The sequence below is a fragment of the Clavibacter sp. VKM Ac-2872 genome (assembly GCF_015351105.1).
GTDB lineage: Bacteria > Actinomycetota > Actinomycetes > Actinomycetales > Microbacteriaceae > Clavibacter.
Genome location: NZ_JADKRR010000004.1, coordinates 98,899 through 123,525, shown reverse-complemented (window position 1 = coordinate 123,525; position 24,627 = coordinate 98,899). Strand labels below are relative to the sequence as shown.

Here is a 24,627-nt window from a genome sequence, read left to right as displayed (position 1 = left end):
GGGACGACCATGACCGACGCCCTCGTGCTCGCGGCCCGCCTCCGCGCGCTCGACGACGCATCCCTCGCCGCCCTGGTCCGCGACAGGGGGCTCGACGCCGCCCGCATCGCCGACCTCTTCGACCTCGCGGACGCGCTGCTCACCCCGGACGCCGTCGCGCGGGCCATGGAGCAGCTCGACCGGACGGCGCTGGCCGTCCTCGCGATCGCCGCCGAGGAGGGGGCGACCGCAGGCCCCGTCGCCCTGGGCGCGCTCCGTGACTCGCTGGCCCGCCGATCCGGCGAGGACCCGCTGGAGCCCGCGGTGCTGGCGGACGCCGCCGATCGCGCAGCGGACACGCTCCTGGCCGCCGTCGACGACGCGGGCATCACGACGCATCCGGAGGTCGCGGCGGCACTCGCCGGCTGGCCCGCCGCCGGGCTCCCGGGAGCGGACGAGCTGGCCCGCCTCGCACCTCCCGCACCGCTCGCCGCCGTCCCGCGCGTCGACCCCGGCGAGGTCGATCGACGCGCGGGCGAGAGCGCCTTCCGCTCGGTGGTCGCCGTCGCGGCCCTCGTCGAGGAGCTCGGCCACGAGCCGGCGCGCGAGCTGAGCCGGGGCGGCATGTCCCTGCCCGACGCGCGACGGCTGGCAGCCGCGATCGGCGCCGATGTCGACGACGTCCCCGCCCACCTCTCGCTCGCCGCCCGCGCGGCGCTCGTGGAGCGGTCCGGCCGCACCTGGTGCACGGCCGCGACGGCGTCAGCGTGGTCAGCGCGTCCGACCGCCGAGCGCTGGGAGGCCCTCGCCGCGGCCTGGCTGGACGCGTTGGCGCCCGCGACCCGGAGCATCCTCGCCGAGCGCGCCGACGCGTCGTGGGGAGCAGGGCTCGTGGACAGCGTCCTCTGGCGGTTCCCCGGCGGATCCGCGTGGATCGGCGAGCGCATCACCGCCTTCACGCGCGACGCCGGCCTCCTGGGGATCACGACGGGCGACGTCCCGAGCTCCGCGGGCCGCGCTCTCCTCACGACGGGATCCGGTGCCGCGGCCGCCGCGCTCGCACCGCACCTGCCGACCGAGGTCGACCGGGTCTACCTGCAGCACGACCTCACCGTCGTCTCCCCCGGACCGCTCGACCCGGCTGTCGAGTCGCGCCTGCTGGAGGTCGCCGACGCGGAGGGCCGGGGACTGGCCGCGACCTACCGGATCTCCTCCGCATCCATCACGCGAGCCCTCGCGTCCGGCGGCACGGTGGACTCCATCCGCGCCTTCCTGACGGACGTCTCCCTGACCGGCGTCCCGCAGCCCCTCGACTACCTCGTCGACGAGGCGGCCGCCCGCTTCGGCCGCCTCCGCGTCCGGCCTGCGTCGCCCGCCGACGCGGTCCCGGACGCACGGACGGCGGTCGTCTCCGAGGACGGACCGCTGCTCGCCACCCTCCTCGTCGACCGCGACCTCGCGCCGCTCCGGCTGGTGCGCGCAGGCGACGGGGTGCTCGCCTCCGCCGCGTCCCCTGACGCCGTCGAGCACGCGCTGGCGGCCGCGCGGCTCGCCCCCGTCCGCGTGGACGCCGCTGGCCGCCTCGTCGCGCCCGCACCACGTGCCGCCCGGGCGGCCCCGCCCGCCGCGGATCCCGAGCCCGACGCCGCGGACGCCCTCGTGGCCCGCATCCGCGCGGCGGACGGCCCCGACGACGGCGCTGCCTGGACCACGCGCCAGCTCGAGGTGGCGATCCGCGCCAAGGCCGCCCTGCGTGTCCGCGTGCGCATGCCGGACGGGCGCGAGGTGGACCACGTGCTCGAGCCGTCCAGCGTGGCCGGCGGTCGGCTGCGTGCGCGCGACCGCGTCGCCGACGTCGAGCGCACCCTGCCCCTCTCGAGCATCCTGGCGATCGCCGCCGGACCGGCGACCACGTGAGCGCACCTAGGCTGGCGGGCATGCCCGACGGCCCCCTCATCGTCCAGAGCGATCGCACCGTCCTCCTCGAGGTGGCCCACCCGGACGCGGAGGACGCGCGCCACGACCTCGCCGTCTTCGCCGAGCTGGAGCGCGCGCCCGAGCACATCCACACGTACCGGATCACGCGGCTCGGCCTCTGGAACGCGCGCGCCGCCGGGCACACGGCCGAGGACATGCTCGCCACCCTCGAGCGCTACTCCCGCTTCCCCGTGCCGCAGTCGGTCACGGTGGACGTCACCGACACCGTGGGCCGGTACGGCCGCCTGGTCATCGGCCGCGACGCCGACGGCGAGCTGCAGGTGTCGAGCACCGATTCCGCGGTCCTCTCCGAGGTGGCGAGCTCCCGCCGCATCGCGCCCCTGCTCACCGAGCGCGTCGACGCGACGACCTACCGCGTGCAGGCCTGGGCACGCGGCCAGCTGAAGCAGGAGCTCGTGAAGATCGGCTGGCCCGCCGAGGACCTCGCGGGCTACACGCCCGGCACGCCGCACGACATGGCGCTCGTGGAGGACGGCTGGACGCTGCGGGGCTACCAGACCGACGCGGTCGACCACTTCCTCGACGGCGGATCCGGCGTGGTCGTCCTCCCCTGCGGCGCGGGCAAGACGCTCGTCGGCGCCGCCGCGATGGCCCGCGCCAAGACGACGACGCTGATCCTCGTCACCAACACGGTGTCGGCGCGTCAGTGGCGCTCCGAGCTGCTGAAGCGCACCACGCTCACCGAGGACGAGATCGGCGAGTACTCGGGCCAGGCCCGCGAGGTGAAGCCCGTCACCATCGCCACGTACCAGATCCTCACCGCGAAGAGGAAGGGCGAGTACGCGCACCTCGCGCTCCTCGACGCGCTCGACTGGGGCCTCGTCGTCTACGACGAGGTGCACCTGCTGCCCGCTCCGGTCTTCAAGCTGACCGCGGACCTCCAGGCCCGCCGCCGCCTCGGCCTCACGGCCACGCTCGTGCGCGAGGACGGCCGCGAGGGCGACGTCTTCAGCCTCATCGGCCCCAAGCGCTTCGACGCGCCGTGGAAGGAGATCGAGGCCCAGGGCTTCATCTCCCCCGCGGAGTGCTTCGAGGTCCGGATCGACCTGCCCGACGACGAGCGCCTCGTCTACGCGGCCGCCGCGGACGATGAGCGGTACCGCCTCGCCGCCACCGCGCCCGCCAAGCTCGACGTGACGCGCGCACTGGTCGAGCGGCACCGCGGCGAGAGCATCCTCGTCATCGGCCAGTACCTGGAGCAGATCGACGAGCTCGCGGAGGCGCTCGGAGCCCCGAAGCTCACGGGCGCGACACCCGTCGTCGAGCGCGAGCGGCTGTACCAGGCGTTCCGCGACGGCACGGAGCGCGTCCTCGTCGTGAGCAAGGTCGCGAACTTCTCGGTGGACCTGCCGGACGCCACGGTCGCGATCCAGGTGTCCGGGTCGTTCGGATCCCGCCAGGAGGAGGCCCAGCGCCTCGGCCGCCTGCTCCGACCCGAGGCGTCGGGCCTCTCGGCGAGCTTCTACACGCTCGTCTCCCGCGACACGGTCGACCAGGACTTCGCCCAGAACCGCCAGCGCTTCCTCGCGGAGCAGGGCTACAGCTACACGATCCTCGACGCGTCGGGCATCGCCGCCTGACCCCGTCGGACAGCCCGGTCTGCGTGTCCAGCTGACTCCCAGCGAGCGCGCAGATACTTCATCCCATGAGCGATGGCCCGAAGATCCTTATCGTCGATGACGAACCCAACATCCGCGACCTGCTGACCACGAGCCTCCGGTTCGCCGGGTTCGCGGTCCGCGCCGTCGGCAACGGCGCCCAGGCCATCTCGGCCGTCCTCGAGGAGGAGCCCGACCTCATCATCCTCGACGTGATGCTGCCGGACATGAACGGCTTCGGCGTCACCAAGCGCCTCCGGGCCGCCGGGTACACGGCGCCCATCCTCTTCCTCACGGCGAAGGACGACACCGAGGACAAGATCACGGGCCTCACCGTCGGCGGCGACGACTACGTCACCAAGCCGTTCAGCCTCGACGAGATCGTCGCGCGCATCAAGGCGATCCTCCGCCGCACGATGCACGCGGACGAGGACGCGATCATCCGCGCCGGCGAGCTCACGATGGACCAGGACACGCACGAGGTCCTCGTCGGCGAGGAGCCCATCGAGCTGAGCCCCACCGAGTTCAAGCTGCTGCGCTACCTCATGCTCAACCCCAACCGCGTCCTGTCGAAGGCCCAGATCCTCGACCACGTGTGGGAGTACGACTTCAACGGCGACGCGGGCATCGTCGAGTCGTACATCTCCTACCTGCGTCGCAAGCTCGACCAGCACTCCTCGGAGCCGGTCATCCAGACCAAGCGCGGCTTCGGCTACATGCTCAAGGCCGCCAAGTCCTGACGCCACGTCGTCGCGCGAGCGACCCGCACCACCAGATCGGCCGGATGCCCGCGGGCACCCGGCCGATCGCACATCCGGCGTCGCATATCCTCATGACGACACGGTCACCATGAGGGAACACGAGGTGCGGCCAATTCACGACTACGTCTCGGCGAAGTGGAACAACGTCTCCCTCCGCACCAAGATCACGGGCGTCACGGTCCTCCTCCTCCTGCTCGGGCTCCTCGTCTCCGGCGCGGGCACCATGTACCTGCTGCGGCAGCAGATGGTGAGCCAGCTCGACGCGCAGCTCCGGGTGACGATCACGCAGCTCCCGAAGGTCCTCAACACGGACGCGACCATGCCGGACACGTTCACGCAGGACGACGTGGCCACCGCCGATCCCGCCTGGTTCGTGGTGCTCCTCGACGCGCAGGGCGACGTCCTCGCCGACAACTGGACGGGCGACTCCGCCGAGCACCCGCGCGTGTTCGGCCTCGACCTGGCCAGGGCCTCGCAGATCAACAACGAGATCGTCGTCTTCTCGGACAACTCCGGCAAGAAGGCGTGGCACGGCATCGTCCGGGTGTCGCAGAACGCCTCGCCGGACGCGATGGAGTACTCGACGCTCGTCGTCGCCCGCCCGCTCGAGCAGGTGGACGACCTCGTCGCCACCTACATCGTGATCTTCGCGAGCTTCGGCCTCGCCGTCGTCGTGCTCGGCGCCGCGGTCACCCGCATGCTGGTGACCAGCACATTCGGTCCGCTCCGCGAGGTCGAGCGCACCGCGGCCGCCATCGCCGGCGGCGACTTCAGCCAGCGCCTCGGCGGCGCCACCCCGAACACCGAGGTCGGGCGCCTCAACCGCTCCCTGAACATGATGCTCAGCCGGATCGACCGCGCCTTCGCCGACCGCGCCAAGACCATCGACCAGATGCGGCGCTTCGTCGGCGACGCCAGCCACGAGCTCCGCACGCCGCTGGTCTCGGTGCGCGGCTACGCCGAGCTGTACCGCATGGGTGCGCTGCAGACGCCCGAGGACGTGTCGCAGGCCATGGAGCGCATCGAGAAGGAGGCCATCCGCATGGGCGGGCTCGTGGAGGACCTCCTCGAGCTCGCGCGGCTGGACGAGACGAAGCCGCTGCAGCTCGCGCCCGTCGACCTCTACCCCATCGCCCGCGACGCCGCCCTCGACGCGATGGCCTCTTCGCAGACCCGCACGGTGACGGCGCTGCCGCCTGTGCTCGTCAACCCCATCGGCCCGATCCTCGACGCCGACGGCCTCGAGCCCACCCAGGAGCTCACGCCGGACGCGCCGCGGGGCACCGGGACGACCTCCGGCGCCGACGCGACCGGCCCCATCGCCTTCGCCGGCGCCACCCTGTCGCGATTCCGCGCCCGCCGCTCGCGCCGCCCCGGCGAGACCGCGGCGGACGCGCTGGCCCCCACCCGCCCCGGCGACGACGGGGCGCGGGTTCCCGCCGAGGGCGTCGCGATGGTCTCCGCGGAGGAGAACAAGATCCGGCAGGTGGTGACCAACCTCATCGGCAACGCCGTGCGCTTCACGCCCGCGGGCAGCCCGATCGAGCTCGCCACCGTCGTCGACGAGGCTGCGCGGGAAGCCCGCATCGAGGTGCGCGACCACGGGGACGGCGTGCCCCCGCAGATCCGGGAGAAGATCTTCCAGCGCTTCTGGCGCGCCGACACGTCGCGCACCCGGGAGACCGGCGGCAGCGGGCTCGGTCTGGCCATCGTGTCCGCCATCGTCGCCGCGCACCGCGGCCGCGTCGACGTCGTCGAGACCGAGGGCGGCGGCGCCACGTTCCGCGTGATCCTGCCCCTCCTCCCCAGCTCGGAGTCCTCCACGGCCTCCACTCCCAGCGCCCCGGCCGCCCCCGCGTCCTGACCGCCGCGTAGCCTGCGCCCGTCACACGACGAGGAGGAGGAGACGCATGACGAGGTACCAGGTGGACAGCGAGGCCGTCCTGTCGGCCACCGCTGCCGTCCAGGGCAGCATCGGCCGCATCCAGGCGGAGGTGGCGGGCCTGCACGGCCAGCTCGCCGACCTGCAGGGGTCGTGGTCCGGGAGCGCTGCCACGGCGTTCCAGGGCGTGGTCGCCGAGTGGAAGGGCACGCAGCAGCGCGTCGAGGAGGCGCTCGCGAGCATCAACCAGGCGCTGAGCTCCGCCGCACGGCAGTACGCGGAGGTGGAGGAGGGGAACGCCCGGATGTTCGCCCACTAGCCCGTTCCGGCGTCCGAGGTCCGGCGCCAGAGCACCGCGCACGACGAAGCGGGCGGCCCCGTGAGGGACCGCCCGCTTCGTCGTGCTGGTGGGTGGAACGCTGTCGCTCCGACCCGGGCGGACTAGAAGTCCATGCCACCCGTGGGGTCGCCGGCCGGAGCCGGGTTCTTCTCGGGCTTGTCGGCGACGACCGCCTCGGTCGTGAGGAACAGACCGGCGATGGACGCGGCGTTCAGCAGAGCCGAGCGCGTGACCTTCACCGGGTCGTTGATCCCCGCGGCGAGCATGTCGACGTACTCGCCCGTGGCGGCGTTGAGGCCGTGACCCGAGGGGAGGTTGCGGACGCGCTCGGCCACGACGCCGGGCTCGAGGCCCGCGTTCAGGGCGATCTGCTTGAGCGGAGCGTCGACCGCGACGCGGACGATGTTCGCGCCCGTCGCCTCGTCGCCCTCGAGCTGGAGCTTCTCGAAGGCGAGCTTGCCGGCCTGGATGAGCGCGACGCCACCACCGGCGACGATGCCCTCCTCGACGGCGGCCTTCGCGTTGCGGACGGCGTCCTCGATGCGGTGCTTGCGCTCCTTGAGCTCCACCTCGGTCGCTGCGCCGGCCTTGATGACGGCCACGCCGCCGGCCAGCTTCGCGAGGCGCTCCTGGAGCTTCTCGCGGTCGTAGTCGCTGTCCGTGTTGCCGATCTCGTTGCGGATCTGCTGCACGCGGGCCGCGATCTCGGTGGCGTCGCCGCCACCCTCGACGATCGTGGTCTCGTCCTTGGTGATGACGACCTTGCGAGCCGTGCCGAGCAGATCGAGGGTGACGTTCTCGAGCTTGAGGCCGACCTCCTCGGCGATGACCTGGCCACCGGTGAGGATGGCGATGTCCTGCAGCTGCGCCTTGCGGCGGTCGCCGAAGCCGGGCGCCTTGACGGCGACCGACTTGAAGATGCCGCGGATCTTGTTCACGACGAGCGTGGCCAGGGCCTCGCCGTCGACGTCCTCGGCGATGATGAGGAGCTGCTTGCCCGACTGGATGACCTTGTCGACGATCGGCAGCAGGTCCTTGATGTTCGAGATCTTCGAGTTGACGATCAGGATGTACGCGTCCTCGAACACGGCCTCCTGACGCTCGGGGTCGGTCACGAAGTACTGCGACAGGTAGCCCTTGTCGAAGCGCATGCCCTCGGTGAGCTCGAGCTCGGTGCCGAAGGTGTTGGACTCCTCGACGGTGACGACGCCCTCCTTGCCGACCTTGTCGATCGCCTCGGCGATGATGGCGCCGATGGTGGAGTCGCCGGCGGAGATGGACGCGGTGGCGGCGATCTCCTCCTTCGTCTCGATCTCCTTCGCAGCGGCCTTGAGCTCCTCGGTGACGGCCGCGACGGCCTTCTCGATGCCGCGCTTGAGGCTGATGGGGTCGGCGCCCGCGGCGACGTTGCGGAGGCCCTCGCGGACCAGGGCCTGCGCGAGGACGGTCGCGGTGGTGGTGCCGTCGCCGGCGACGTCGTCGGTCTTCTTGGCGACCTCCTTGACGAGCTCCGCGCCGATCTTCTCGAACGGGTCGTCGAGCTCGATCTCCTTGGCGATGGAGACGCCGTCGTTCGTGATGGTGGGGGCGCCCCACTTCTTCTCGAGGACGACGTTGCGGCCGCGCGGGCCGAGGGTCACGCGGACCGCGTCGGCCAGGATGTTCAGGCCGCGCTCGAGGCCGCGGCGGGCTTCTTCGTCAAAAGCGATGATCTTAGCCATGTGTATCTCTCGTCCCTCCCGGACGTCAGGAAAAAGGCAGTCGTCTAGCACTCCCCGTGAGGGAGTGCCAGGGACGATTCTGGCACTCGCCCTACGGGAGTGCAAGCGAGCCGCTCACAGGCTGGGCGCCGGTCGGGACGCGACGACGCCGCCGCCCGGACGGGCGACGGCGTCGTGGTGGTGGGATGCGCTCTAGGCCAACGTGACGTTCTCCGCCTGCAGGCCCTTGGAGCCCTGACCGATCTCGAAGGCGACGCGCTGCCCCTCCTCCAGGACCTTGTAGCCGGACATCTCGATCGCCGAGTAGTGGACGAAGACGTCCTGCTGGGCAGGACCGCCCTCGACGGCGTCCACGGTGATGAACCCGAACCCCTTCTCCCCGTTGAACCACTTCACGGTGCCGTTGGCCATGTGCTTCTCCATGTGCGAATGCGAGCTGTCGGGAGCGCGGTGCCGCCACCCCCGGGTCGGCCGCGGAGCCCTGCAACGACGCCGCGCCACGCCCTCGGGACGTACGGCGCACAGCACCTGGTACGCGGCGGGCGTGCGACCAGTCAGCACGATAGACAGAGCGGTCGATGCCCCGTCCGGTTACTCCACGGAGAGGAGCCGACGACCGGACGAGGGAACCGGTCAGCCCTTCTTCGCGGCGTAGTCCGCGCCGAGCACGGCCGTGAGCTTGGCCGCCTGGGCCGCCGGCGTGCCCGCAGCGGGCCGGAACTGGTCGGACTGCTCCACGTCGCCCACCCCCAGCGCCGCGATCAGGCCGCGCGCGGCGCCCTCGTCGGCGTCGTCGTAGTAGTAGACCGTCGTGGTGGTGATGTCGGTGGAGCTCGCGTTCAGACGCGACGCGATCGCCCAGCCGCCCGACTGGAGCGCGGTCGCCGCGCGCGCGGAGAGGCCAGAGGTCTTCGTGCCGTTGAGGACGGTCACGATCATGCCGGGGACGGCGGTGGGCGCCGCGGTGGGCGCATCCGTCGGCACCGCCTCCTCCGAGGCGCCGTCGCTGGGGATGATGTCGGTGAACGAGACGCGATCGTCGATGACGAAGAGCCCCACGACGCCCAGCCCCACGAGGAGGCCGGTCGCGAGCGCCGCCCAGGCGAAGACGCGGAAGCGGTGGTGGCGCGGACGGGGGGCGCGATGCGCACCCACCCTGCTGAGGTCGCCGGGGACCTCGTCGAAGCGGTCGGGAGCGTGGGAGGGCATGCGGGTCTCGGGTCTCCTCGGTGGGGCGCGGGTCAGCGTGCGGTCGGTCGGTGCGGGAGACCGGTGGGCAGGGCGCGGGCCGCTCGTGCGGCGGCGCGCGTCTCGCGGAGGCGCAGGAGGCGCCCGACGAGCAGGGGGTCGTAGGCGAGGGCCTGGCGCGTCTCGATCAGGGACCCGAGCAGCTGGTAGTAGCGCGTCGCGGAGAGACCGAACGTCTGGCGGATGGCCTCCTCCTTCGCCCCCGCGTGACGCGTCCAGTCCCGTTCGAAGTCGAGGACCGCGCGGTCGCGCGCATCGAGGTCGACGACGGGATCCGGGCCGGCCGCCTGAGCGGTCGCGGAGCGGGTCTCGCGCTGGTCCACGGCGTGCTCCTTCCCCGACATCCACCACATACTAGGTGCGGCTCGCTGAGCGCCCCGCGCAGGTCCCCGGGGTGTCCGGGCACCGCGACCGACGGCGCGACCCGGGCGCGCATCCGGTCGCATCCCGGGGCGGATCATCCCCCGTATGCAGGAATCGACGGGACCCCGCAGCGGTTGACGATGGAGGCGCGCTGGGACGCCGCCCCTAGGATCGACCAGCGAGAAAGGACCCGCACATGGCCTACGAGATCGAGAAGACCGACGACGAGTGGCGTCAGGAGCTCTCCCCGGAGGAGTACGCGGTGCTGCGCCAGCAGGCCACCGAGCGCCCCTGGACCGGCGAGCTGCTGGACGAGGAGCGCACCGGCGTCTACGGATGCAAGGCCTGCGGCGCCGAGCTCTTCACGAGCGACACGAAGTTCGACTCCCACTGCGGGTGGCCGAGCTTCTATGCCCCGAAGGAGAGCGACGCCGTCAAGCTCTACACCGACACGAGCCTCGGGATGAAGCGCGTCGAGGTCGTCTGCGCCCGCTGCGGTTCGCACCTCGGGCACGTCTTCGACGACGCGCCGCAGACGCCCACGGGCGACCGGTTCTGCATGAACTCGGTCTCCATGTCGTTCCGCACCGCGGAGTGACCGACGTGCCGCGGCATCGAGCGGGCGGCGCCGCCGACCCGTCCGGGCCCGGCACGCCGGCGCACGACGGACCCGTGCTGGAGGCGCTCCGCGGACGACGCTCGCGCTCGTCCGTGGGCGATGCCGCTCCGACGCACGAGGAGCTCGTCCCGCTCGTCGAGGCGGCATCCCGACTCGCGGACCACGGGGGGCTTCGGCCGTGGAGGGTGATCGAGATCCGCGCGGGTGCGCGCGAACGCCTCGGCGCGGCCATGGACGAGGCCGCGGGCGATCCCGGATCCGGCAAGCACCGCAAGAAGACCCATCGTGCGAGCCTGCTCATCGCCGTCGTCGTCTGCCGGACCCCGAGCAGGAAGGTGCCGGACTGGGAGCAGGAAGCGGTCGCCGCCGGCGTCGCCCACGCCCTCACCCTGACGCTCGAGGAGCGGGGATGGGGCGTCTTCTGGCGCACCGGGAGCCTGACGCGCAGCGACGCGGTGCGGCGGATGCACGACCTGCGCGACGGCGAGGATCTCCTCGGCTGGCTCTACGTCGGTGACGCCGCGAGCGACGACAAGGGCCCTCGCTCGACCGTCGACGGCGAGCGGATGATCACCGTCCTCGAGTGAGGACACGCGTCGAGAGCCGGCCACGGGACTCGAACCCGTAACCGCCGCATTACAAGTGCGGTGCGCTACCAATTGCGCCAGGCCGGCCGACGGACCTCGCGGACCGTCGATCCATCATACGAGCCGCGCTACGGGGCGGTCGTCGGCGTCTCGGAGGGCGTCGGCGTCGCGGTGGGCGTCGGCGTCGCGGTGGGCGTCGTCGTCGCGTCCTGCCCGGCGGCCTGGAGCACGAACGCGGCGAACGCCTTGGCGTCGTCGGGCTGCCCCGTGTACTGGCGGTCGCCGACCACGATGATCGGCGCTCCGACGACCTTGTCGACGTTCGAGTCGGGGATGTCGCCGTCCAGGACCCGATCGGTCGCGGCGTTCACCCAGGACTGGAAGCGCTGGTCGGAGATGCACTTCGCCACGTCGGACGAGCCCGCGCCCGCCTGCCCGGCGAGCTCGACGATGCGCTCGTCGCTCAGGCCCGTGCTCTGCTCGGCGGGCTGCTCGGCGAACAGCGCCGAGTTGAAGGCCCAGAAGTCGTCCGGGGAGGCGTCAGCGACGCAGGCGGCGGCGTTGGCCGCTCGCAGCGAGTAGGCCTGGGACTTGCTGGTGAGGATGGCGACGGGGTGGATCTCGACCGTCGCGGCGCCGGACTGGAGCCAGCCCTCCATCTGCGCGCCGTTGGTGTCCTGGAACTCCTTGCACGCGGTGCAGAGGTAGTCGACGTAGACGCGGATGCGGGCGACGCCAGCGGCCTCCGACGCGGCCGGGACCGGATCCTGCTCGGGGTCGAGGGCCTTCGTGGGGGCCGCGGCGAGGTCCTTGCCGATGAGGATGCCGTCGCTCGCCATGTTCTGGGGCCCCGGTCCCGCGGGCCGCGCGCCCTGGACGACGACGAGGCCGACCACCACGACAACCGCGACGAGGGCCGCCGCGATGCCGCCGCGGATGAGGTAACGACCCGCGACATCGCGACGGCGCTGCTTCATCCGGTTGAGCCGCGCCTTCTCGCGCGCGGCCTCGCGGCGTCGTCGGTGACCGCCGTGCGGTTCGTGCGCGGGCGGCGTGCTGGTCATGGATCCTCGCTCAGGGGATGGGAGTCGGGTTCGGGCGGGCTCCCGGACGACCTCAGGACTCTAGGCGGCCAGTCTGGGAAAGCGGTGACGCGGCGGGCGCGGGTAGGGCGCCGCAGGAGACGATACAGGCCCCGCTGACGTTGTCCCCGGGTGAGGAATAGCCGTCGATCCGCGTCATGCCGCGCTTCCCGACCGCATGACCCCGTGCAATACTCGACACGTGGTCGTCGTCGCCCACAGCGATGAGCCATGAGCATCACATCCATCACCACGGATCGTCGGGCACGTACCTGCCCGTGAAGGAGAACACCGAAATGGCATCTGTAACTTTCGACAAGGCCACGCGCCTGTACCCGGGCTCGACGCGCCCCGCGGTCGACCAGATCGACCTGGAGGTCGCCGACGGCGAGTTCCTCGTCCTCGTCGGACCGTCCGGCTGCGGCAAGTCGACCACCCTCCGCATGCTCGCGGGCCTCGAGGAGGTCAACGACGGCAACATCTTCATCGGCGACCGCAACGTCACGGACGTGCCGCCGAAGGACCGCGACATCGCGATGGTCTTCCAGAACTACGCGCTGTACCCCCACATGACGGTCGCCGAGAACATGGGCTTCGCGCTCAAGATCGCCGGCGTCGGCAAGGACGAGCGCGCCACCCGCGTCCTCGAGGCGGCCAAGCTCCTCGACCTCGAGCCCTACCTCAGCCGCAAGCCCAAGGCCCTCTCCGGCGGCCAGCGCCAGCGCGTCGCCATGGGCCGCGCCATCGTGCGCCAGCCGCAGGTGTTCCTCATGGACGAGCCGCTGTCGAACCTCGACGCCAAGCTCCGCGTCCAGACCCGCACGCAGATCGCGTCGCTCCAGCGCCGCCTCGGCGTCACCACGGTCTACGTCACCCACGACCAGACCGAGGCGCTCACCATGGGCGACCGCATCGCGGTCCTCAAGGACGGCGTCCTCCAGCAGGTCGGCACCCCGCGCGACCTGTACGAGAAGCCGCAGAACGTCTTCGTCGCCGGTTTCATCGGCTCGCCCGCCATGAACCTCTTCACGGCGAACGTGGTCGACGGCGGCGTGCAGTTCGGCACCGCCGTCGTCCCGGTCGAGCGCGACGTGCTCACCAACGCGACCGGCGGAGCGGTCACCATCGGCGTGCGCCCCGAGGACGTCGTCGTCAGCACCTCGCAGGGCCAGGGCCTCTCGGTCACGGTGGACCTCGTCGAGGAGCTCGGCGCGGACGGCTACCTCTACGGCCACACCGACATCGAGGGCAAGCGCACCGACCTCGTCGCGCGCGTGGACGGCCGCCTGCACCCCAACGCCGGCGACACCGTCTTCATCACGCCCCAGCCGGGTCACCTCCACGCCTTCGACGCCGAGAGCGGCCTCCGCCTCAACGCGCCGGTCGCCGCGAGCTGATCGACCGCCCGCACCACCGCTGCCGCGGTCCCCACGCTCCCCTCGCCGGGAGCGCCGGGGCCGCGGCAGCCGCGTTTCCGGGGTCGGGTAGGGTCGCAGCATGGCCGGATCCCTGAACATCACCTCGGCGACGGTCGATCCCGCGCTCCTCGACCTGCCCTGGCAACTGCCGCTCGACGAGTGGCCCTCCTCGGCCATCGCGACCCTCCCGAAGGGCATCTCCCGGCACCTCGTCCGCTTCGCGAACCTCTCCGGCTACGTCATCGCCATCAAGGAGACGACGGACGAGATGGCCCGCGGCGAGTACGACATGCTGCGCACGCTGCAGCGGCTCGAGATCCCCTGCGTGGAGCCCGTCGCCGTGATCACGAACCGCACCGACGAGGACGGAGACCCGCTCAAGTCGGTGCTCGTCACCCGGCACCTCAAGTTCTCGCTCCCCTACCGGGCGCTCTTCTCGCAGCAGCTGCGGCCCGACACGGCGACGCGCCTCGTCGACGCCCTGGCCGTGCTGCTCGTGCGGCTGCACATGATCGGCTTCTTCTGGGGCGACGTGTCCCTCTCCAACACGCTGTTCCGTCGGGACGCGGGCGCGTTCGCCGCCTACCTGGTGGACGCGGAGACCGGCAAGCTGTTCAACGGCGGGCTGTCCAACGGGCAGCGCGAGAACGACCTCGAGATCGCGCGCGTGAACATCGCCGGCGAGCTCATGGACCTCGAGGCCGGCGGCCGGATCGAGGAGGGGCTCGACCCGCTCGAGACGAGCACGCGCATCGTCGCCCAGTACCGCACGCTCTGGAAGGAGCTCACCGGCCGCGAGGAGTTCCCGACCTCGGAGCGCTGGCGCATCAACGAGCGCGTCGACCGCCTCAACGACCTCGGCTTCGACATCGAGGAGCTCGCGATCCGCACGACGGCCGAGGGCTCGCAGGTGCGGATCCAGCCCAAGGTCGTCGACGCGGGGCACCACCAGCGCCGCCTGCTGCGCCTCACGGGCGTGGACGCGCAGGAGAACCAGGCCAGGCGTCTGCTCAACGACCTCGACTCGTACACGGCGGCGGCCGACAAGCAGGACCTCGACGAGGAGATGGTCGCGCACGAGTGGCTCGCGCGCGTGTTCGAGCCCGTCGTGCGGGCGATCCCGAGGGACCTCCGCGGCAAGCTCGAGCCGGCCGAGGTCTTCCACCAGCTGCTCGAGCACCGCTGGTACATGTCGCAGAAGCTGAGCCGCGACATCCCGCTCGCCGAGGCCGTGACCGCGTACGTGCAGGACATCCTCCGGCACCGGCGCGACGAGGCGACGGTCATCGACCCGCCGACCGAGTCCATCGGCGTCATCGAGGACGAGTCCGACGTGCCGATCACCGAGGCCGAGGCCGCGGAGGACTGGCGCACGAAGGTCTGACCGTCGCGGCTCCGGCCGGACGCACGAGGAGCCGGGACCCTGGGGTCCCGGCTCCTCGTGCGTGCGGCTCGCTACTTCCGCGTCGCGGCCCGCAGCTTGCCGATCTCGTAGAGCGTGACACTCGCGGCGATGCCGGCGTTGAGCGACTCCGTCGAGGCGCCGATCGGGATCGAGACGACGGTGTCGCACGTCTCGGTGACGAGGCGCGACAAGCCCTTGCCCTCGGAGCCGACGACGACCACGATCGGCCGGTCGGCGAGGGTGAACTCGTGCAGCGACATGTCGCCGCCGCCGTCGAGGCCGACCACGAAGACGCCGCGCTGCTTGAGCGCCTTCAGCGTCTGCGTGAGGTTCGACGCCATGGCGACGGGCGTGCGCGCGGCGGCGCCCGCCGAGGTCTTCCACGCGCTGGCGGTGAGGCCGACCGAGCGACGCTGCGGCACGATCACGCCGTGGCCGCCGAACGCGGCGACGGAGCGGATGATCGCGCCGAGGTTGCGCGGGTCGGTGATCCCGTCGAGGGCGACCATGAGCGGCACCTGGCCGCGCGAGATGGTCTTGTCGAGCAGCTCGATCGCGTCCGCGTACTCGTACGGCGGCACCTTGAGCGCGAGGCCCTGGTGCACGGCGTCGTGTCCGGCGATGCGGTCGAGCTCGGGGCGCATGACCTCGAGCACGGGGATCCCGCGGCCCGTGGCGAGCGACAGCACCTCCTTGACGCGGTCGTCGTACTCGATGCGCGAGGCGATGTAGAGCGCGGTCGCGGGGATCTTCGCGCGGAGCGCCTCGACGACCGAGTTGCGGCCGGTCACGACCTCGGACTCGTCCTGCTGCTTCGCGCGGCGGGCGCGCGGCGCGTCCGCGCCGGCGGGGCGGTCGGTCGCGCGGGCGCGGGGCGCCGCGGATCGGGGTGCGGGCGAGCGCTCGGCCCGCTCGTCGCGGCCGCGGTTGGCGCCCGCGGACGCCGCCTCGTACCTGTCCTTCGCGAGCTTGCGCTTGCCCGCGGGGTGGTACGGCCGGTCCTCGGCCTTCGGCGTGGGCTTCTTGCCCTCGAGGGCCTGCCTGCCCTGCCCTCCTGACCCCTTGAGCGGGCCCTTCTTGGTCTTCCGTACCGCGCCTGAGCGGCTGGGCTTATTCGCCATCGATGCTCCAATGCGACCCGCCAGGCGAGTCCTCTATCGTGATGCCGGCCTCGGCCAGCTCCTGTCTGATGCGGTCGGCGAGGGCGAAGTCCCTGGCCTCCCGCGCGGTCTGTCGCTCGGCGATCCGGTGCTCGACCAGCGCCTGCAGCGCACGGCGCGCGGGCTGGTCGGACGCGGTGCGCCACTCGTCGGCCAGCGGGTCGATCCCCAGCACGGCCACCATCGCGGAGACGTCCGCGCGCAGCGACGCGGCCTCCTGGAGGTCGCCGGCGTCGAGGGCGGCGTTGCCCGCGCGCACGGCGTCGTGGAGCACGGCGAGCGCCTGCGGGACGCTGAGGTCGTCGTCCATGGCCTCGGCGAACTCCTCGGGCACGGCGGCGGGTGAGCCGTCCGTCGCCGCGGGCGCGGCCTGGAAGCGCGTGCCGGCGAGGCGGCGGGCGCTGCGGTCCAGGAAGGTCTCGATGCGGTCGAGGGCCGCCTCGGCCTCGGCGAGCGCGCCGTCGTGGAACTCGAGGGTCGAGCGGTAGTGCGCGGATCCGAGGAAGTAGCGGACCACGACCGGCCGCGCGGAGGCGAGCAGGTCGGCGGCGAAGAGCGAGTTGCCGAGCGACTTGCTCATCTTCTGGCCGGCGACGGCGACGAGCCCGTTGTGCAGCCAGTAGCGGGCGAACGGATCCCCCGCCGCACGGGACTGCGCGAGCTCGTTCTCATGGTGCGGGAAGCGGAGGTCGAGGCCGCCGCCGTGGATGTCGAACTCGGCGCCGAGGTAGCGCGTGGACATGGCGGAGCACTCGATGTGCCAGCCCGGGCGGCCGGCGCCCCACGGCGACGGCCACGACGCGCTCGCGGGCTCGCCGGGCTTCTGGCCCTTCCAGAGGGCGAAGTCGCGCACGTCGCGCTTGGCGCGTGGGTCGGAATCCGTCGCGGCCTCCATGTCGCCGGCGCGCTGGCGGGTGAGCTCGCCGTACGCCGGCCAGGAGGCGGTGTCGAAGTAGACGTCGCCGGATCCGTCGTCGGCCGCGTAGGCGTGCCCGCGCTCGACGAGGCGCCGGATGATCTCCTGCATCTCGCCGATGCTCGCGGTGGCGCGCGGCTCGTAGCTGGGCGGGAGGATCCCGAGGGCCGCGTACGCGCCGGAGAACTCGAGCTCGACGCGGTACGCGAGCGCCCACCACTCCTCGGTGCCGCCGGCCTCCTGGCCGCGCCGGGCGTTGTCGATGACCTTGTCGTCGATGTCGGTGACGTTGCGGACGAGCGTGACGTCGAGCCCGCGGTGGGTGAGCCAGCGGCGCAGCTGGTCGTACGCCAGCGCGGACCGGAGGTGGCCGATGTGCGGCGCCGACTGCACCGTGGGGCCGCAGACGTAGATGCCGACCCTGCCGTCGACGAGCGGCACGAAGTCCCGCAGGGACTGCGTCCGGGAGTCATGGAGGCGCAGGGTCACAGAGAGATCCTAGTCAGCGCGCATCCGCGCCCCCGCCGGATGACGGGCCGGGACGGCGGTCGACGGCCCCCGCGAGGAGGCGGTCAGAGGCGCTCGACGAGGGCCGTCGCGACCGCCGCTACGCCGTCGCCGCGACCCGTGAAGCCGAGCCCGTCCGTCGTGGTGCCGGCGAGCGAGACGGGCGCGCCCACGGCGGCCGAGAGGATCCCCTCGGCCTCGGCCCGCCGCGGCGACAGCTTGGGACGGACGGCCATCACCTGCACGGCGACGTTGACGATGCGGTAGCCCGCGCCGCGCACCAGCTCCGCGGTCCGTCGCAGGAAGACCTCGCCGTGCGCCCCGTCGAGCTCCGGGTCGTCGGTGCCGAAGATCCCGCCGATGTCGCCGAGGCCCGCGGCGGAGAGGAGCGCGTCGCACATCGCGTGGCTCACGGCGTCGCCGTCGCTGTGGCCCGCGAGCCCCGCCTCGCCCGGCCAGTGCAGGCCGGCGAGCCAGAGCGGCTGGGTCGGGTCGACCGCGTGGACGTCGGTGCCGATGCCCGAGCGGAGGCGGCAGGCGGCGGATCCGGCGTCCTCGGCCCGCGCGACGAGCTCCTCGGCGCGGCGGAGGTCCCACGCGGTGGTGACCTTGAACGCGAGCGCGTCGCCGGCGATCACGCGGACGCGGCCGCCCGACGCCTGGAACAGGGCCGCGTCGTCCGTGTGCTCGGCGGCGGCCCGGGCGTAGGCGGCGTCGAGGGCGGCCCGCGGGAAGCCCTGCGGGGTCTGGACCCCGACCAGGTCGCTGCGGTCGACGGTGCCGAGGCACTCCCCCGCGGGGTCCACGCGCTTGACGGTGTCGGTGACGGGGAGGCCGGGGACGACGCCGGCGTCCTCGGCGCGGACGGCATGGGCCACGGCGGCGAAGAGGGCGGTGGGCGTGAGCGCGCGGGCGGCGTCGTGCACGAGGACCGTGTCGACGGATCCGGCCAGCGCCGCGAGGCCCGCCCGCACGGACCCCTGCCGGGTCGCGCCACCGGCCACGACCGCGACGGATGCGCGCGCCGCTCCCGCGACGGCCTCCACGACGGCGGTCGTCTCGGCCAGGTGCGAGCCCGGCGCGACGACGACGACGTGCGCCTCCTCCGCGAGCCCGAGGATCGATCGCAGGGACCGGGCCAGCAGCGTGGCGCCGCCGACCTCGACGAGCGCCTTCGGGATCCCCGCCCCTAGCCGCGTGCCGCTGCCGGCGGCCACGACGACGACGCCGAGCCGGGGCCCGTCCGCCGCGCCGCCCTCGATGTCGCGGGCGGACGGGACGACGGGGTCGTGGCTCATGCGGTCAGGCTACCGGCGGCGACGCGGGCCGACGCCGGCGGGGATCAGGAGGCGAGGACCTCGTCGAGCAGCGTGGACGCGTGCTCCTCGTCGGTCTTCTCCGCCAGGGCGAGCTCGCCCACGAGGATGCCGCGCGCCTTCTGCAGCATGCTCTTCTCCCCCGCGGACAGGCCGCGGTCCTGGTTGCGGCGCCACAGGTCGCGCACGACCTCGGCCACCTTCAGCACGTCGCCGGATGCGAGCTTCTCGAGGTTCGCCTTGTAGCGCCTCGACCAGTTGGTGGGCTCCTCGGTGAATTCGGCGCGCAGCACGGCGAAGACGCTCTCCACGCCCTCGCGCCCGATGACGTCGCGCACGCCGACCATGTCGACGTTCTCCGCCGGCACCTCGATCTGCAGGCCGCCCTGGTTGACGTCGAGCTTGAGGTACAGCTTCTCCTCGCCGCGGATGACGCGCTTCTTCACCTCGATGATGGTCGCGGCACCGTGATGCGGGTACACGACGGTCTCGCCGACCTCGAAGATCATGGGTTCCCCGTTCTGTGGACGTGATCTCCAGGTTACCAGCCGGGTCCCGCGCACCCCCGGGCGGCCGCCCGCCACCCGATCCCGTAGGCTGACCGGGTCAGCTGATCCAGCGCGGACGCCTCCGGACGCCCCGGCGCCGGCCCGCGCGACAACCGGAGGGTCCCGTGAGAGCGCGTACCGCATCGTCCATCGTCCTCGCGGCCCTGATCGCGGTCGGCACGTCATCGTGCACGTTCATCACGCCCCAGGCCACGCAGATCTCCTACTTCCCGAGCGACGGGTTCGACACCACGGTCGGCGACGTCGAGGTGCGCAACGCCATCCTCCTCACCGAGGGCGGATCCACGGCGGGCGCGAGCCTCGTCGTCACGCTGGTCAACAACTCCGGCGACAGCCAGCGCGTCTCCTTCCAGCACGAGCTCACCGAGGGCAGCGCGGATCGCGAGACGCGCACCGTCACTGCGGCGCCCGGCCTCACGAAGTTCGGCGCCGAGGACTCCCAGCGCATCACCTTCGACTCGGTCGACGCGACGCCGGGCTCGCTCACGAAGGTCTACATCCAGTACGGCGACAGCGAGGGCGTCGAGATGGACGTCCCGGTGCTCAACGGCGACCAGGGCACCTACACGAACCTGGTCCCCGGCGAGACAGGGCCCACCCCGGACACGAAGGTCACCACGACCCCCGGCACCACGGAGGGCGACGAGGGCCTCGGGGACACCACGAACTAGCCCGCTGGCCGCGCTCGCGGCCCGGCACGACGTCGGCCCCGCCCTCTCGAGGGCGGGGCCGACGTCGTCTCCGTGGACCGGAGGGCTAGGCCTCGAAGCGGTAGCCCAGCCCGCGGACGGTGACGAGGAGCACGGGGTCGGACGGCTCGCGCTCGATCTTGGAGCGGATCCGCTTGATGTGCACGTCGAGCGTCTTGGTGTCGCCGAAGTAGTCGGATCCCCACACCCGGTCGATGAGCTGGCCGCGCGTGAGCACGCGCCCGGCGTTGCGCAGGAGCAGCTCGAGCAGCTCGAACTCCTTCAGCGGCATCGCGATCTCGCGGCCGTCGACCTCGACCGTGTGCCGCTCCACGTCCATGCGCACGGCCCCGACCTCGAGCACGTTGAGCGGCTCGTCGTCGACCTCGACGCGGCGACGCAGGACCGCGCGGATCCGCGCCAGGAGCTCACGCGTCGAGTAGGGCTTCGTCACGTAGTCGTCGGCCCCCAGCTCGAGGCCCACGACGATGTCCACCTCCGAGTCCTTGGCGGTGAGCATGATGATCGGCACGGCCGAGCGCGTGCGGATCTCCCGGCAGACCTCGGTGCCGGGGAGGCCCGGGAGCATGAGGTCGAGCAGGATCAGGTCGGCGCCGTCCTTGTCGAAGGAGGCCACCGCGGCGGGACCGTCCTCGACGACGTCCACCTCGTACCCCTCGCGCTGGAGCAGGAAGGCGAGCGGCTCGCTGAGCGACGCCTCGTCCTCGACGAGCATGATGCGTGTCACGTGGGTTCTCCGATGTCCGTACCGGCGAGCGCCGGGGTCTGCGATGCCTCGGGGAGGCGGATGGTGAAGGTGGAGCCGCGGCCCGGTCGGGACCAGACGCGCACGTCGCCGCCATGATTCTGCACGACGTGCTTGACGATGCTGAGCCCGAGCCCCGTGCCGCCGGTGTCGCGGGCGCGGGCCTGGTCGACGCGGAAGAAGCGCTCGAAGATCCGGCCCTGCTCGTCCTCCGGGATGCCGATGCCCTGGTCGGTGACCACGACCTCGACGGCGCCGTCGTCGACCATGACGCCGATGCCGACGCGCGACCCGTCGGGAGAGTAGTTGACCGCGTTGCTCAGCAGGTTGTGCACGGCGACCACGAGGAGGGCCTCGTCGCCGTAGACGGTGGAGCGCGACCGCTTGCCGCGGGCGAGCTCGATGCCGCGGAGCTCCGCGCCGAGGCGCACCTGGTCGAGCGCGACGCTGATCACGTGGTCGACGTCGACGGGCTCCGCCTTCTCCAGCGCGTTCGCCGCCTCGAGCCGCGACAGCTCGATGATCTCCTGCGTGATGCGCGCCAGCCGGGCCGACTCCGTGGTGAGCCGGGCGGCGAACCGCCGCACCTGCACCGCGTCGTCGGCGCACGAGTCGAGCGCCTCGGCGAGGAGCCCGACCGCGCCGATGGGCGTCTTCAGCTCGTGGCTGATGTTCGCCACGAAGTCGCGGCGCACCTGGTCGAGGCGGTGGGACTCGGTGCGGTCCTGCGCGAGGAGGAGCACGTAGCGGGTGCCGAGCCGGGCGACGCGCACGTGCATCTGGAACTCGGCCGAGCCGAACGGACCGCGCGCGAGCGACACCTCCTCGGCCAGCGGCTCGCCGGATCGACGCACGCGGTCGACCATCGAGACGAGCTCGGGATGGACGAGCGCCTGGTGGAAGACGAGGCCGGAGGAGATGGCGCCGGGCGAGGCCTTCATGACGTTGTTGGAGGGATCCAGCACGATGCCCGCCGACTCGAGCGCCTCGAGCACCTGGTCGACGCCGTCGGGGACGACCGGGTTCGTGATCTCGACGGCACGGTCGCCACGGTCCGCCGCGTGGTGCAGCAGCCACACGAATCCCGCGCCGACCGCCAGACCGATGAGGAGGCAGACGAGCACCAACGCACCGGTGTCCATGCGCCCACACTAGGAGACGGCGTCGGGCCGTCCCGGCCGTCCGGCCCCGCCATCCGCCCCAGGAGGCCGCGAATTCAGCTCGCCGGCACCGTGCGTTAACCTCGCATGACCAGAGTCGGAGGATGTGGGCCCGTCACCTAAGGGTCCGCCGTGCCCGAGAACCACCCCGCCCCTCGCAGCGGGGCGGCCTGAAAGGACGTCCCCCATGCGCGAAGTGTTCCAGCAGGAGCTCCACGAGGTCCAGGAGCGTCTCATCGAGATCTCCGCGCTCGTCGCCATCTCCATCGAGAACGCGACCCGGGCGTTCAACGAGTCGAACGTCAGCCTCGCGGAGACGGTCATCGAGCAGGACCGCCGCATCGACGAGCTCGCCACGAGCCTCGACGAGCTCGCGATCAACATCCTCGCCCGCCAGCAGCCCGTGGCGCGCGACCTGCGCATCGTCGTGAGCGCCCTCCGGATCAGCGCGTCGCTCGAGCGCATGGGTGACCTCGCCGAGCACATCGCCCAGCTGTCGCGCTACCGCTTCCCGGACAAGGTCGTCCCGAAGTCGCTCCGCCCCACCTTCCTCGAGCTCGGCCAGCTCGACGTGGCCATCGCCCGCAAGCTCACGGACCTCCTCACCACGGAGGACCCGAAGCTCGCCGAGGAGATCCGCAACGACGACGACCGCATCGACGAGCTGCACCTCAGCGTCTTCGACAAGGTGCTCGGCGAGACCTGGAAGGGCGCGGCCGTCGACACGGTCGACTCCACGCTCGCGAGCCGCTACCACGAGCGCTTCGCGGACCACGCGGTGTCCATCGCGAAGACCGTGCAGTACCTCGCGACCGGCGACTGGGTGCAGGCCGACGCCTGATCCCAGGGCGGGCCGCGACCCGCGGCGATGACGAGAGCCCGACCGGATGATCCGGTCGGGCTCTCGTCGTCCGTGCGGGCGCGCTACTTCTTGGAGCCCTGCGCGGCCACGGCCGCGGCACCGGCGGCCGCGGCCTCCGGGTCGAGGTACTCGCCGCCGGGGACGATCGGGCTGTAGTCCTCGTCGAGGCGGTACACGAGCGGGATGCCCGTGGGGATGTTGAGCTCGGCGATGTCCGCGTCGGAGATCCCGTCGAGGTGCTTCACGAGCGCGCGCAGCGAGTTGCCGTGCGCCGTGACGAGCACGGTGCGGCCGGACGCGAGGTCGGGCTGGATGTCGGACTCCCAGTAGGGCAGCATCCGCTCGATGACGTCCTTGAGGCACTCGGTGCGGGGCAGGGCGTCGCCGAGGTCGGCGTAGCGCGGGTCGGCCGACTGCGAGTACTCGTCGTCATCGGCGATGGGGGGCGGCGGCACGTCGAACGAGCGGCGCCAGGTGGCGAACTGCTCGGGGCCGTACTCGGCGAGGGTCTGTGCCTTGTCCTTGCCCTGCAACGCGCCGTAGTGGCGCTCGTTGAGGCGCCAGGTGCGCTGGACGGGGATCCAGGAGCGACCGGCGCGCTTGAGCGCGATGTTGGCGGTGTCGATGGCGCGGATGAGGACGGAGGTGTGCAGCACGTCGGGGAGGATGCCGGACTCGGCGAGGAGCTCGCCGGCCCGCTGGCCCTCCGCGACGCCCTGCTCGCTCAGCTCGACGTCCACCCAGCCGGTGAACAGGTTCTTCTGGTTCCAGTCGCTGTTGCCGTGACGCAGCAGCACGAGGGTGCGGGGTTCAGCCATGCCGCCAGCCTATCGAGCGATGGGAGACTGATCCCATGCCGGGCGCCGCCTCCCCCGTCGGCTCCGTCACCCGCGGGACGACCAACACGAACCGCCTCCGGCGCGTCGACAGGTGGATCGCGACCCTCGACTCCCTGCGCACCGCGGACGCCCCGCTGGTGGTCGACCTCGGCTACGGCGCGAGCGGCATCACGGCGCTCGAGATGCACCGGCGGCTGCGCGCGACGCGGCCGGACGCGCGCGTCGTGGGCATCGAGATCGAGCCGGGTCGCGTGGCGCGGGCGCGCGAGCAGCTGGCCGCGTGGCCGGACGCCGAGGCGCGGGAGCGCGTGTCGTTCGCGCGCGGCGGCTTCGAGGTGCCGCTGCCGGGAGGCGAGCGCCCGACGGTGATCCGCGCCTTCAACGTGCTGCGGCAGTACGACGAGGCGGAGGTGCCGGCCGCCTGGGATCGCATGGCGGCGCGGCTCGCGCCCGGCGGATCCGTGGTGGAGGGCACGTGCGACGAGATCGGCCGCGTGGCCAGCTGGGTCGACGTGCGCGCCGAGGGGCCGCGCAGCCTCACGATCTCGCTGCGGCTCGCGGGGCTCGAGCTGCCGTCGATCGTGGCGGAGCGGCTGCCCAAGGCGCTCATCCACCGCAACGTGCCGGGCGAGCGCGTGCACGACGTGCTCGCGCTCCTCGACCGCAGCTGGATCCTCAGCGCGCCGCTCGGCGTCTACGGACCGCGCCAGCAGTGGCTCGGGGCGGTCAGGCGGATGCGCGACGCGGGCGTGCCCGTGGAGGGCGGGCACGCGCGCTGGCGGCTGGGCGAGCTCACCGTGCCGTGGTCGGCGGTGGCGCCGGCATCCCTCTGACGGCGGAGG

The 24,627-nt window shown here is 72.4% G+C and carries 24 protein-coding genes and 1 tRNA gene; 12 read left to right on the top strand and 13 right to left on the bottom strand.

What is annotated here, in order from left to right; genetic code table 11:
- Positions 1–9 precede the first annotated feature (9 nt).
- From ITJ40_RS15270 to ITJ40_RS15250, 5 genes are all read left to right on the top strand, one after another.
- Complete coding sequence (locus ITJ40_RS15270; RefSeq protein WP_194667879.1) at positions 10–1,896, top strand: helicase-associated domain-containing protein; 1,887 nt, start codon at positions 10–12, stop codon at positions 1,894–1,896.
- A gap of 20 nt (positions 1,897–1,916) precedes the next feature.
- Positions 1,917–3,557, top strand: coding sequence for a DNA repair helicase XPB (locus ITJ40_RS15265; RefSeq protein ID WP_194667878.1), 1,641 nt, complete (start codon positions 1,917–1,919; stop codon positions 3,555–3,557).
- Positions 3,558–3,622: 65 nt separating this feature from the next.
- Positions 3,623–4,315 (top strand): response regulator transcription factor, encoded by a 693-nt coding sequence (locus tag ITJ40_RS15260; protein WP_012039163.1) that lies wholly within the window; start codon positions 3,623–3,625, stop codon positions 4,313–4,315.
- A 124-nt stretch (positions 4,316–4,439) separates the two neighbouring features.
- Positions 4,440–6,200: a HAMP domain-containing sensor histidine kinase gene (locus ITJ40_RS15255; RefSeq protein WP_194668026.1), complete on the top strand. Its 1,761-nt coding sequence runs from the start codon at positions 4,440–4,442 to the stop codon at positions 6,198–6,200.
- A gap of 46 nt (positions 6,201–6,246) precedes the next feature.
- A complete protein-coding gene (locus ITJ40_RS15250; protein WP_015491075.1) occupies positions 6,247–6,537 on the top strand; it encodes a WXG100 family type VII secretion target in 291 nt (96 codons plus the stop codon).
- 122 nt (positions 6,538–6,659) lie between these two features.
- Here the strand turns inward: ITJ40_RS15250 and groL are convergent, their stop codons facing one another.
- The 4 genes from groL to ITJ40_RS15230 form a co-directional block, all read right to left on the bottom strand.
- Positions 6,660–8,279 carry a chaperonin GroEL gene (groL, locus tag ITJ40_RS15245; RefSeq protein ID WP_012039166.1) on the bottom strand — a complete coding sequence of 540 codons (1,620 nt, stop codon included), beginning with the start codon at positions 8,277–8,279 and terminating at the stop codon, positions 6,660–6,662.
- A 192-nt stretch (positions 8,280–8,471) separates the two neighbouring features.
- Positions 8,472–8,690 carry a cold-shock protein gene (locus tag ITJ40_RS15240; protein ID WP_012039167.1) on the bottom strand — a complete coding sequence of 73 codons (219 nt, stop codon included), beginning with the start codon at positions 8,688–8,690 and terminating at the stop codon, positions 8,472–8,474.
- 222 nt (positions 8,691–8,912) lie between these two features.
- Positions 8,913–9,488, bottom strand: a complete 576-nt coding sequence (locus ITJ40_RS15235; RefSeq protein ID WP_194667877.1) for a LytR C-terminal domain-containing protein — start codon at positions 9,486–9,488, stop codon at positions 8,913–8,915.
- A gap of 32 nt (positions 9,489–9,520) precedes the next feature.
- A complete protein-coding gene (locus ITJ40_RS15230; RefSeq protein ID WP_194668025.1) occupies positions 9,521–9,850 on the bottom strand; it encodes a DUF3263 domain-containing protein in 330 nt (109 codons plus the stop codon).
- A gap of 236 nt (positions 9,851–10,086) precedes the next feature.
- Here ITJ40_RS15230 and msrB point away from each other — a divergent pair, with 236 nt between their 5' ends.
- A complete protein-coding gene (msrB, locus tag ITJ40_RS15225; RefSeq protein WP_012039170.1) occupies positions 10,087–10,488 on the top strand; it encodes a peptide-methionine (R)-S-oxide reductase MsrB in 402 nt (133 codons plus the stop codon).
- Positions 10,485–11,096 (top strand): nitroreductase, encoded by a 612-nt coding sequence (locus ITJ40_RS15220; RefSeq protein WP_370532067.1) that lies wholly within the window; start codon positions 10,485–10,487, stop codon positions 11,094–11,096. Before msrB ends, ITJ40_RS15220 begins: the two co-directional genes overlap by 4 nt.
- 14 nt (positions 11,097–11,110) lie before the next feature.
- Here ITJ40_RS15220 and ITJ40_RS15215 read toward each other — a convergent pair.
- A tRNA-Thr gene (locus tag ITJ40_RS15215) sits at positions 11,111–11,183 on the bottom strand.
- A 41-nt stretch (positions 11,184–11,224) separates the two neighbouring features.
- Positions 11,225–12,160 carry a thioredoxin domain-containing protein gene (locus ITJ40_RS15210; protein ID WP_194667876.1) on the bottom strand — a complete coding sequence of 312 codons (936 nt, stop codon included), beginning with the start codon at positions 12,158–12,160 and terminating at the stop codon, positions 11,225–11,227.
- A 314-nt stretch (positions 12,161–12,474) separates the two neighbouring features.
- On the opposite strand from ITJ40_RS15210, the gene ITJ40_RS15205 reads away from it, so the two are divergent.
- Both ITJ40_RS15205 and ITJ40_RS15200 read left to right on the top strand, forming a co-directional pair.
- Positions 12,475–13,575: an ABC transporter ATP-binding protein gene (locus ITJ40_RS15205; RefSeq protein WP_194668023.1), complete on the top strand. Its 1,101-nt coding sequence runs from the start codon at positions 12,475–12,477 to the stop codon at positions 13,573–13,575.
- 100 nt (positions 13,576–13,675) lie between these two features.
- Positions 13,676–14,980 carry a DUF4032 domain-containing protein gene (locus ITJ40_RS15200; protein ID WP_194636109.1) on the top strand — a complete coding sequence of 435 codons (1,305 nt, stop codon included), beginning with the start codon at positions 13,676–13,678 and terminating at the stop codon, positions 14,978–14,980.
- Between the two features lie 71 nt (positions 14,981–15,051).
- Here the strand turns inward: ITJ40_RS15200 and rlmB are convergent, their stop codons facing one another.
- The 4 genes from rlmB to ITJ40_RS15180 all read right to left on the bottom strand — a co-directional run bounded on the left by rlmB (position 15,052) and on the right by ITJ40_RS15180 (position 19,409).
- Positions 15,052–16,122 carry a 23S rRNA (guanosine(2251)-2'-O)-methyltransferase RlmB gene (gene rlmB / locus ITJ40_RS15195; RefSeq protein WP_194667875.1) on the bottom strand — a complete coding sequence of 357 codons (1,071 nt, stop codon included), beginning with the start codon at positions 16,120–16,122 and terminating at the stop codon, positions 15,052–15,054.
- On the bottom strand, positions 16,112–17,566 hold the full coding sequence (gene cysS, locus ITJ40_RS15190) for a cysteine--tRNA ligase (protein WP_194667874.1): 1,455 nt from the start codon (positions 17,564–17,566) through the stop codon (positions 16,112–16,114). The genes rlmB and cysS overlap by 11 nt, the downstream gene beginning before the upstream one ends.
- 83 nt (positions 17,567–17,649) lie before the next feature.
- Complete coding sequence (ispD, locus tag ITJ40_RS15185) at positions 17,650–18,882, bottom strand: 2-C-methyl-D-erythritol 4-phosphate cytidylyltransferase (RefSeq protein WP_194667873.1); 1,233 nt, start codon at positions 18,880–18,882, stop codon at positions 17,650–17,652.
- A gap of 44 nt (positions 18,883–18,926) precedes the next feature.
- On the bottom strand, positions 18,927–19,409 hold the full coding sequence (locus ITJ40_RS15180) for a CarD family transcriptional regulator (RefSeq protein WP_045529466.1): 483 nt from the start codon (positions 19,407–19,409) through the stop codon (positions 18,927–18,929).
- Between the two features lie 164 nt (positions 19,410–19,573).
- Between ITJ40_RS15180 and ITJ40_RS15175 the strand changes: the two genes are divergently transcribed.
- The gene (locus ITJ40_RS15175; RefSeq protein WP_194667872.1) at positions 19,574–20,140 is read left to right on the top strand and encodes a hypothetical protein; all 567 of its coding nucleotides are present in this window, start codon (positions 19,574–19,576) and stop codon (positions 20,138–20,140) included.
- A gap of 85 nt (positions 20,141–20,225) precedes the next feature.
- On the opposite strand, the gene ITJ40_RS15170 is transcribed toward ITJ40_RS15175, so the two are convergent.
- Positions 20,226–20,906 carry a response regulator transcription factor gene (locus ITJ40_RS15170; RefSeq protein WP_194667871.1) on the bottom strand — a complete coding sequence of 227 codons (681 nt, stop codon included), beginning with the start codon at positions 20,904–20,906 and terminating at the stop codon, positions 20,226–20,228.
- The gene (locus tag ITJ40_RS15165; RefSeq protein WP_194667870.1) at positions 20,903–22,066 is read right to left on the bottom strand and encodes a cell wall metabolism sensor histidine kinase WalK; all 1,164 of its coding nucleotides are present in this window, start codon (positions 22,064–22,066) and stop codon (positions 20,903–20,905) included. Before ITJ40_RS15165 ends, ITJ40_RS15170 begins: the two co-directional genes overlap by 4 nt.
- Before the next feature lie 205 nt (positions 22,067–22,271).
- Between ITJ40_RS15165 and phoU the strand changes: the two genes are divergently transcribed.
- The gene (gene phoU / locus ITJ40_RS15160; RefSeq protein WP_012039182.1) at positions 22,272–22,925 is read left to right on the top strand and encodes a phosphate signaling complex protein PhoU; all 654 of its coding nucleotides are present in this window, start codon (positions 22,272–22,274) and stop codon (positions 22,923–22,925) included.
- 83 nt (positions 22,926–23,008) lie between these two features.
- Here the strand turns inward: phoU and ITJ40_RS15155 are convergent, their stop codons facing one another.
- Positions 23,009–23,764, bottom strand: a complete 756-nt coding sequence (locus ITJ40_RS15155; RefSeq protein WP_194667869.1) for a phosphoglyceromutase — start codon at positions 23,762–23,764, stop codon at positions 23,009–23,011.
- A gap of 35 nt (positions 23,765–23,799) precedes the next feature.
- On the opposite strand from ITJ40_RS15155, the gene ITJ40_RS15150 reads away from it, so the two are divergent.
- Complete coding sequence (locus tag ITJ40_RS15150) at positions 23,800–24,618, top strand: class I SAM-dependent methyltransferase (RefSeq protein WP_194667868.1); 819 nt, start codon at positions 23,800–23,802, stop codon at positions 24,616–24,618.
- Positions 24,619–24,627 lie beyond the last annotated feature (9 nt).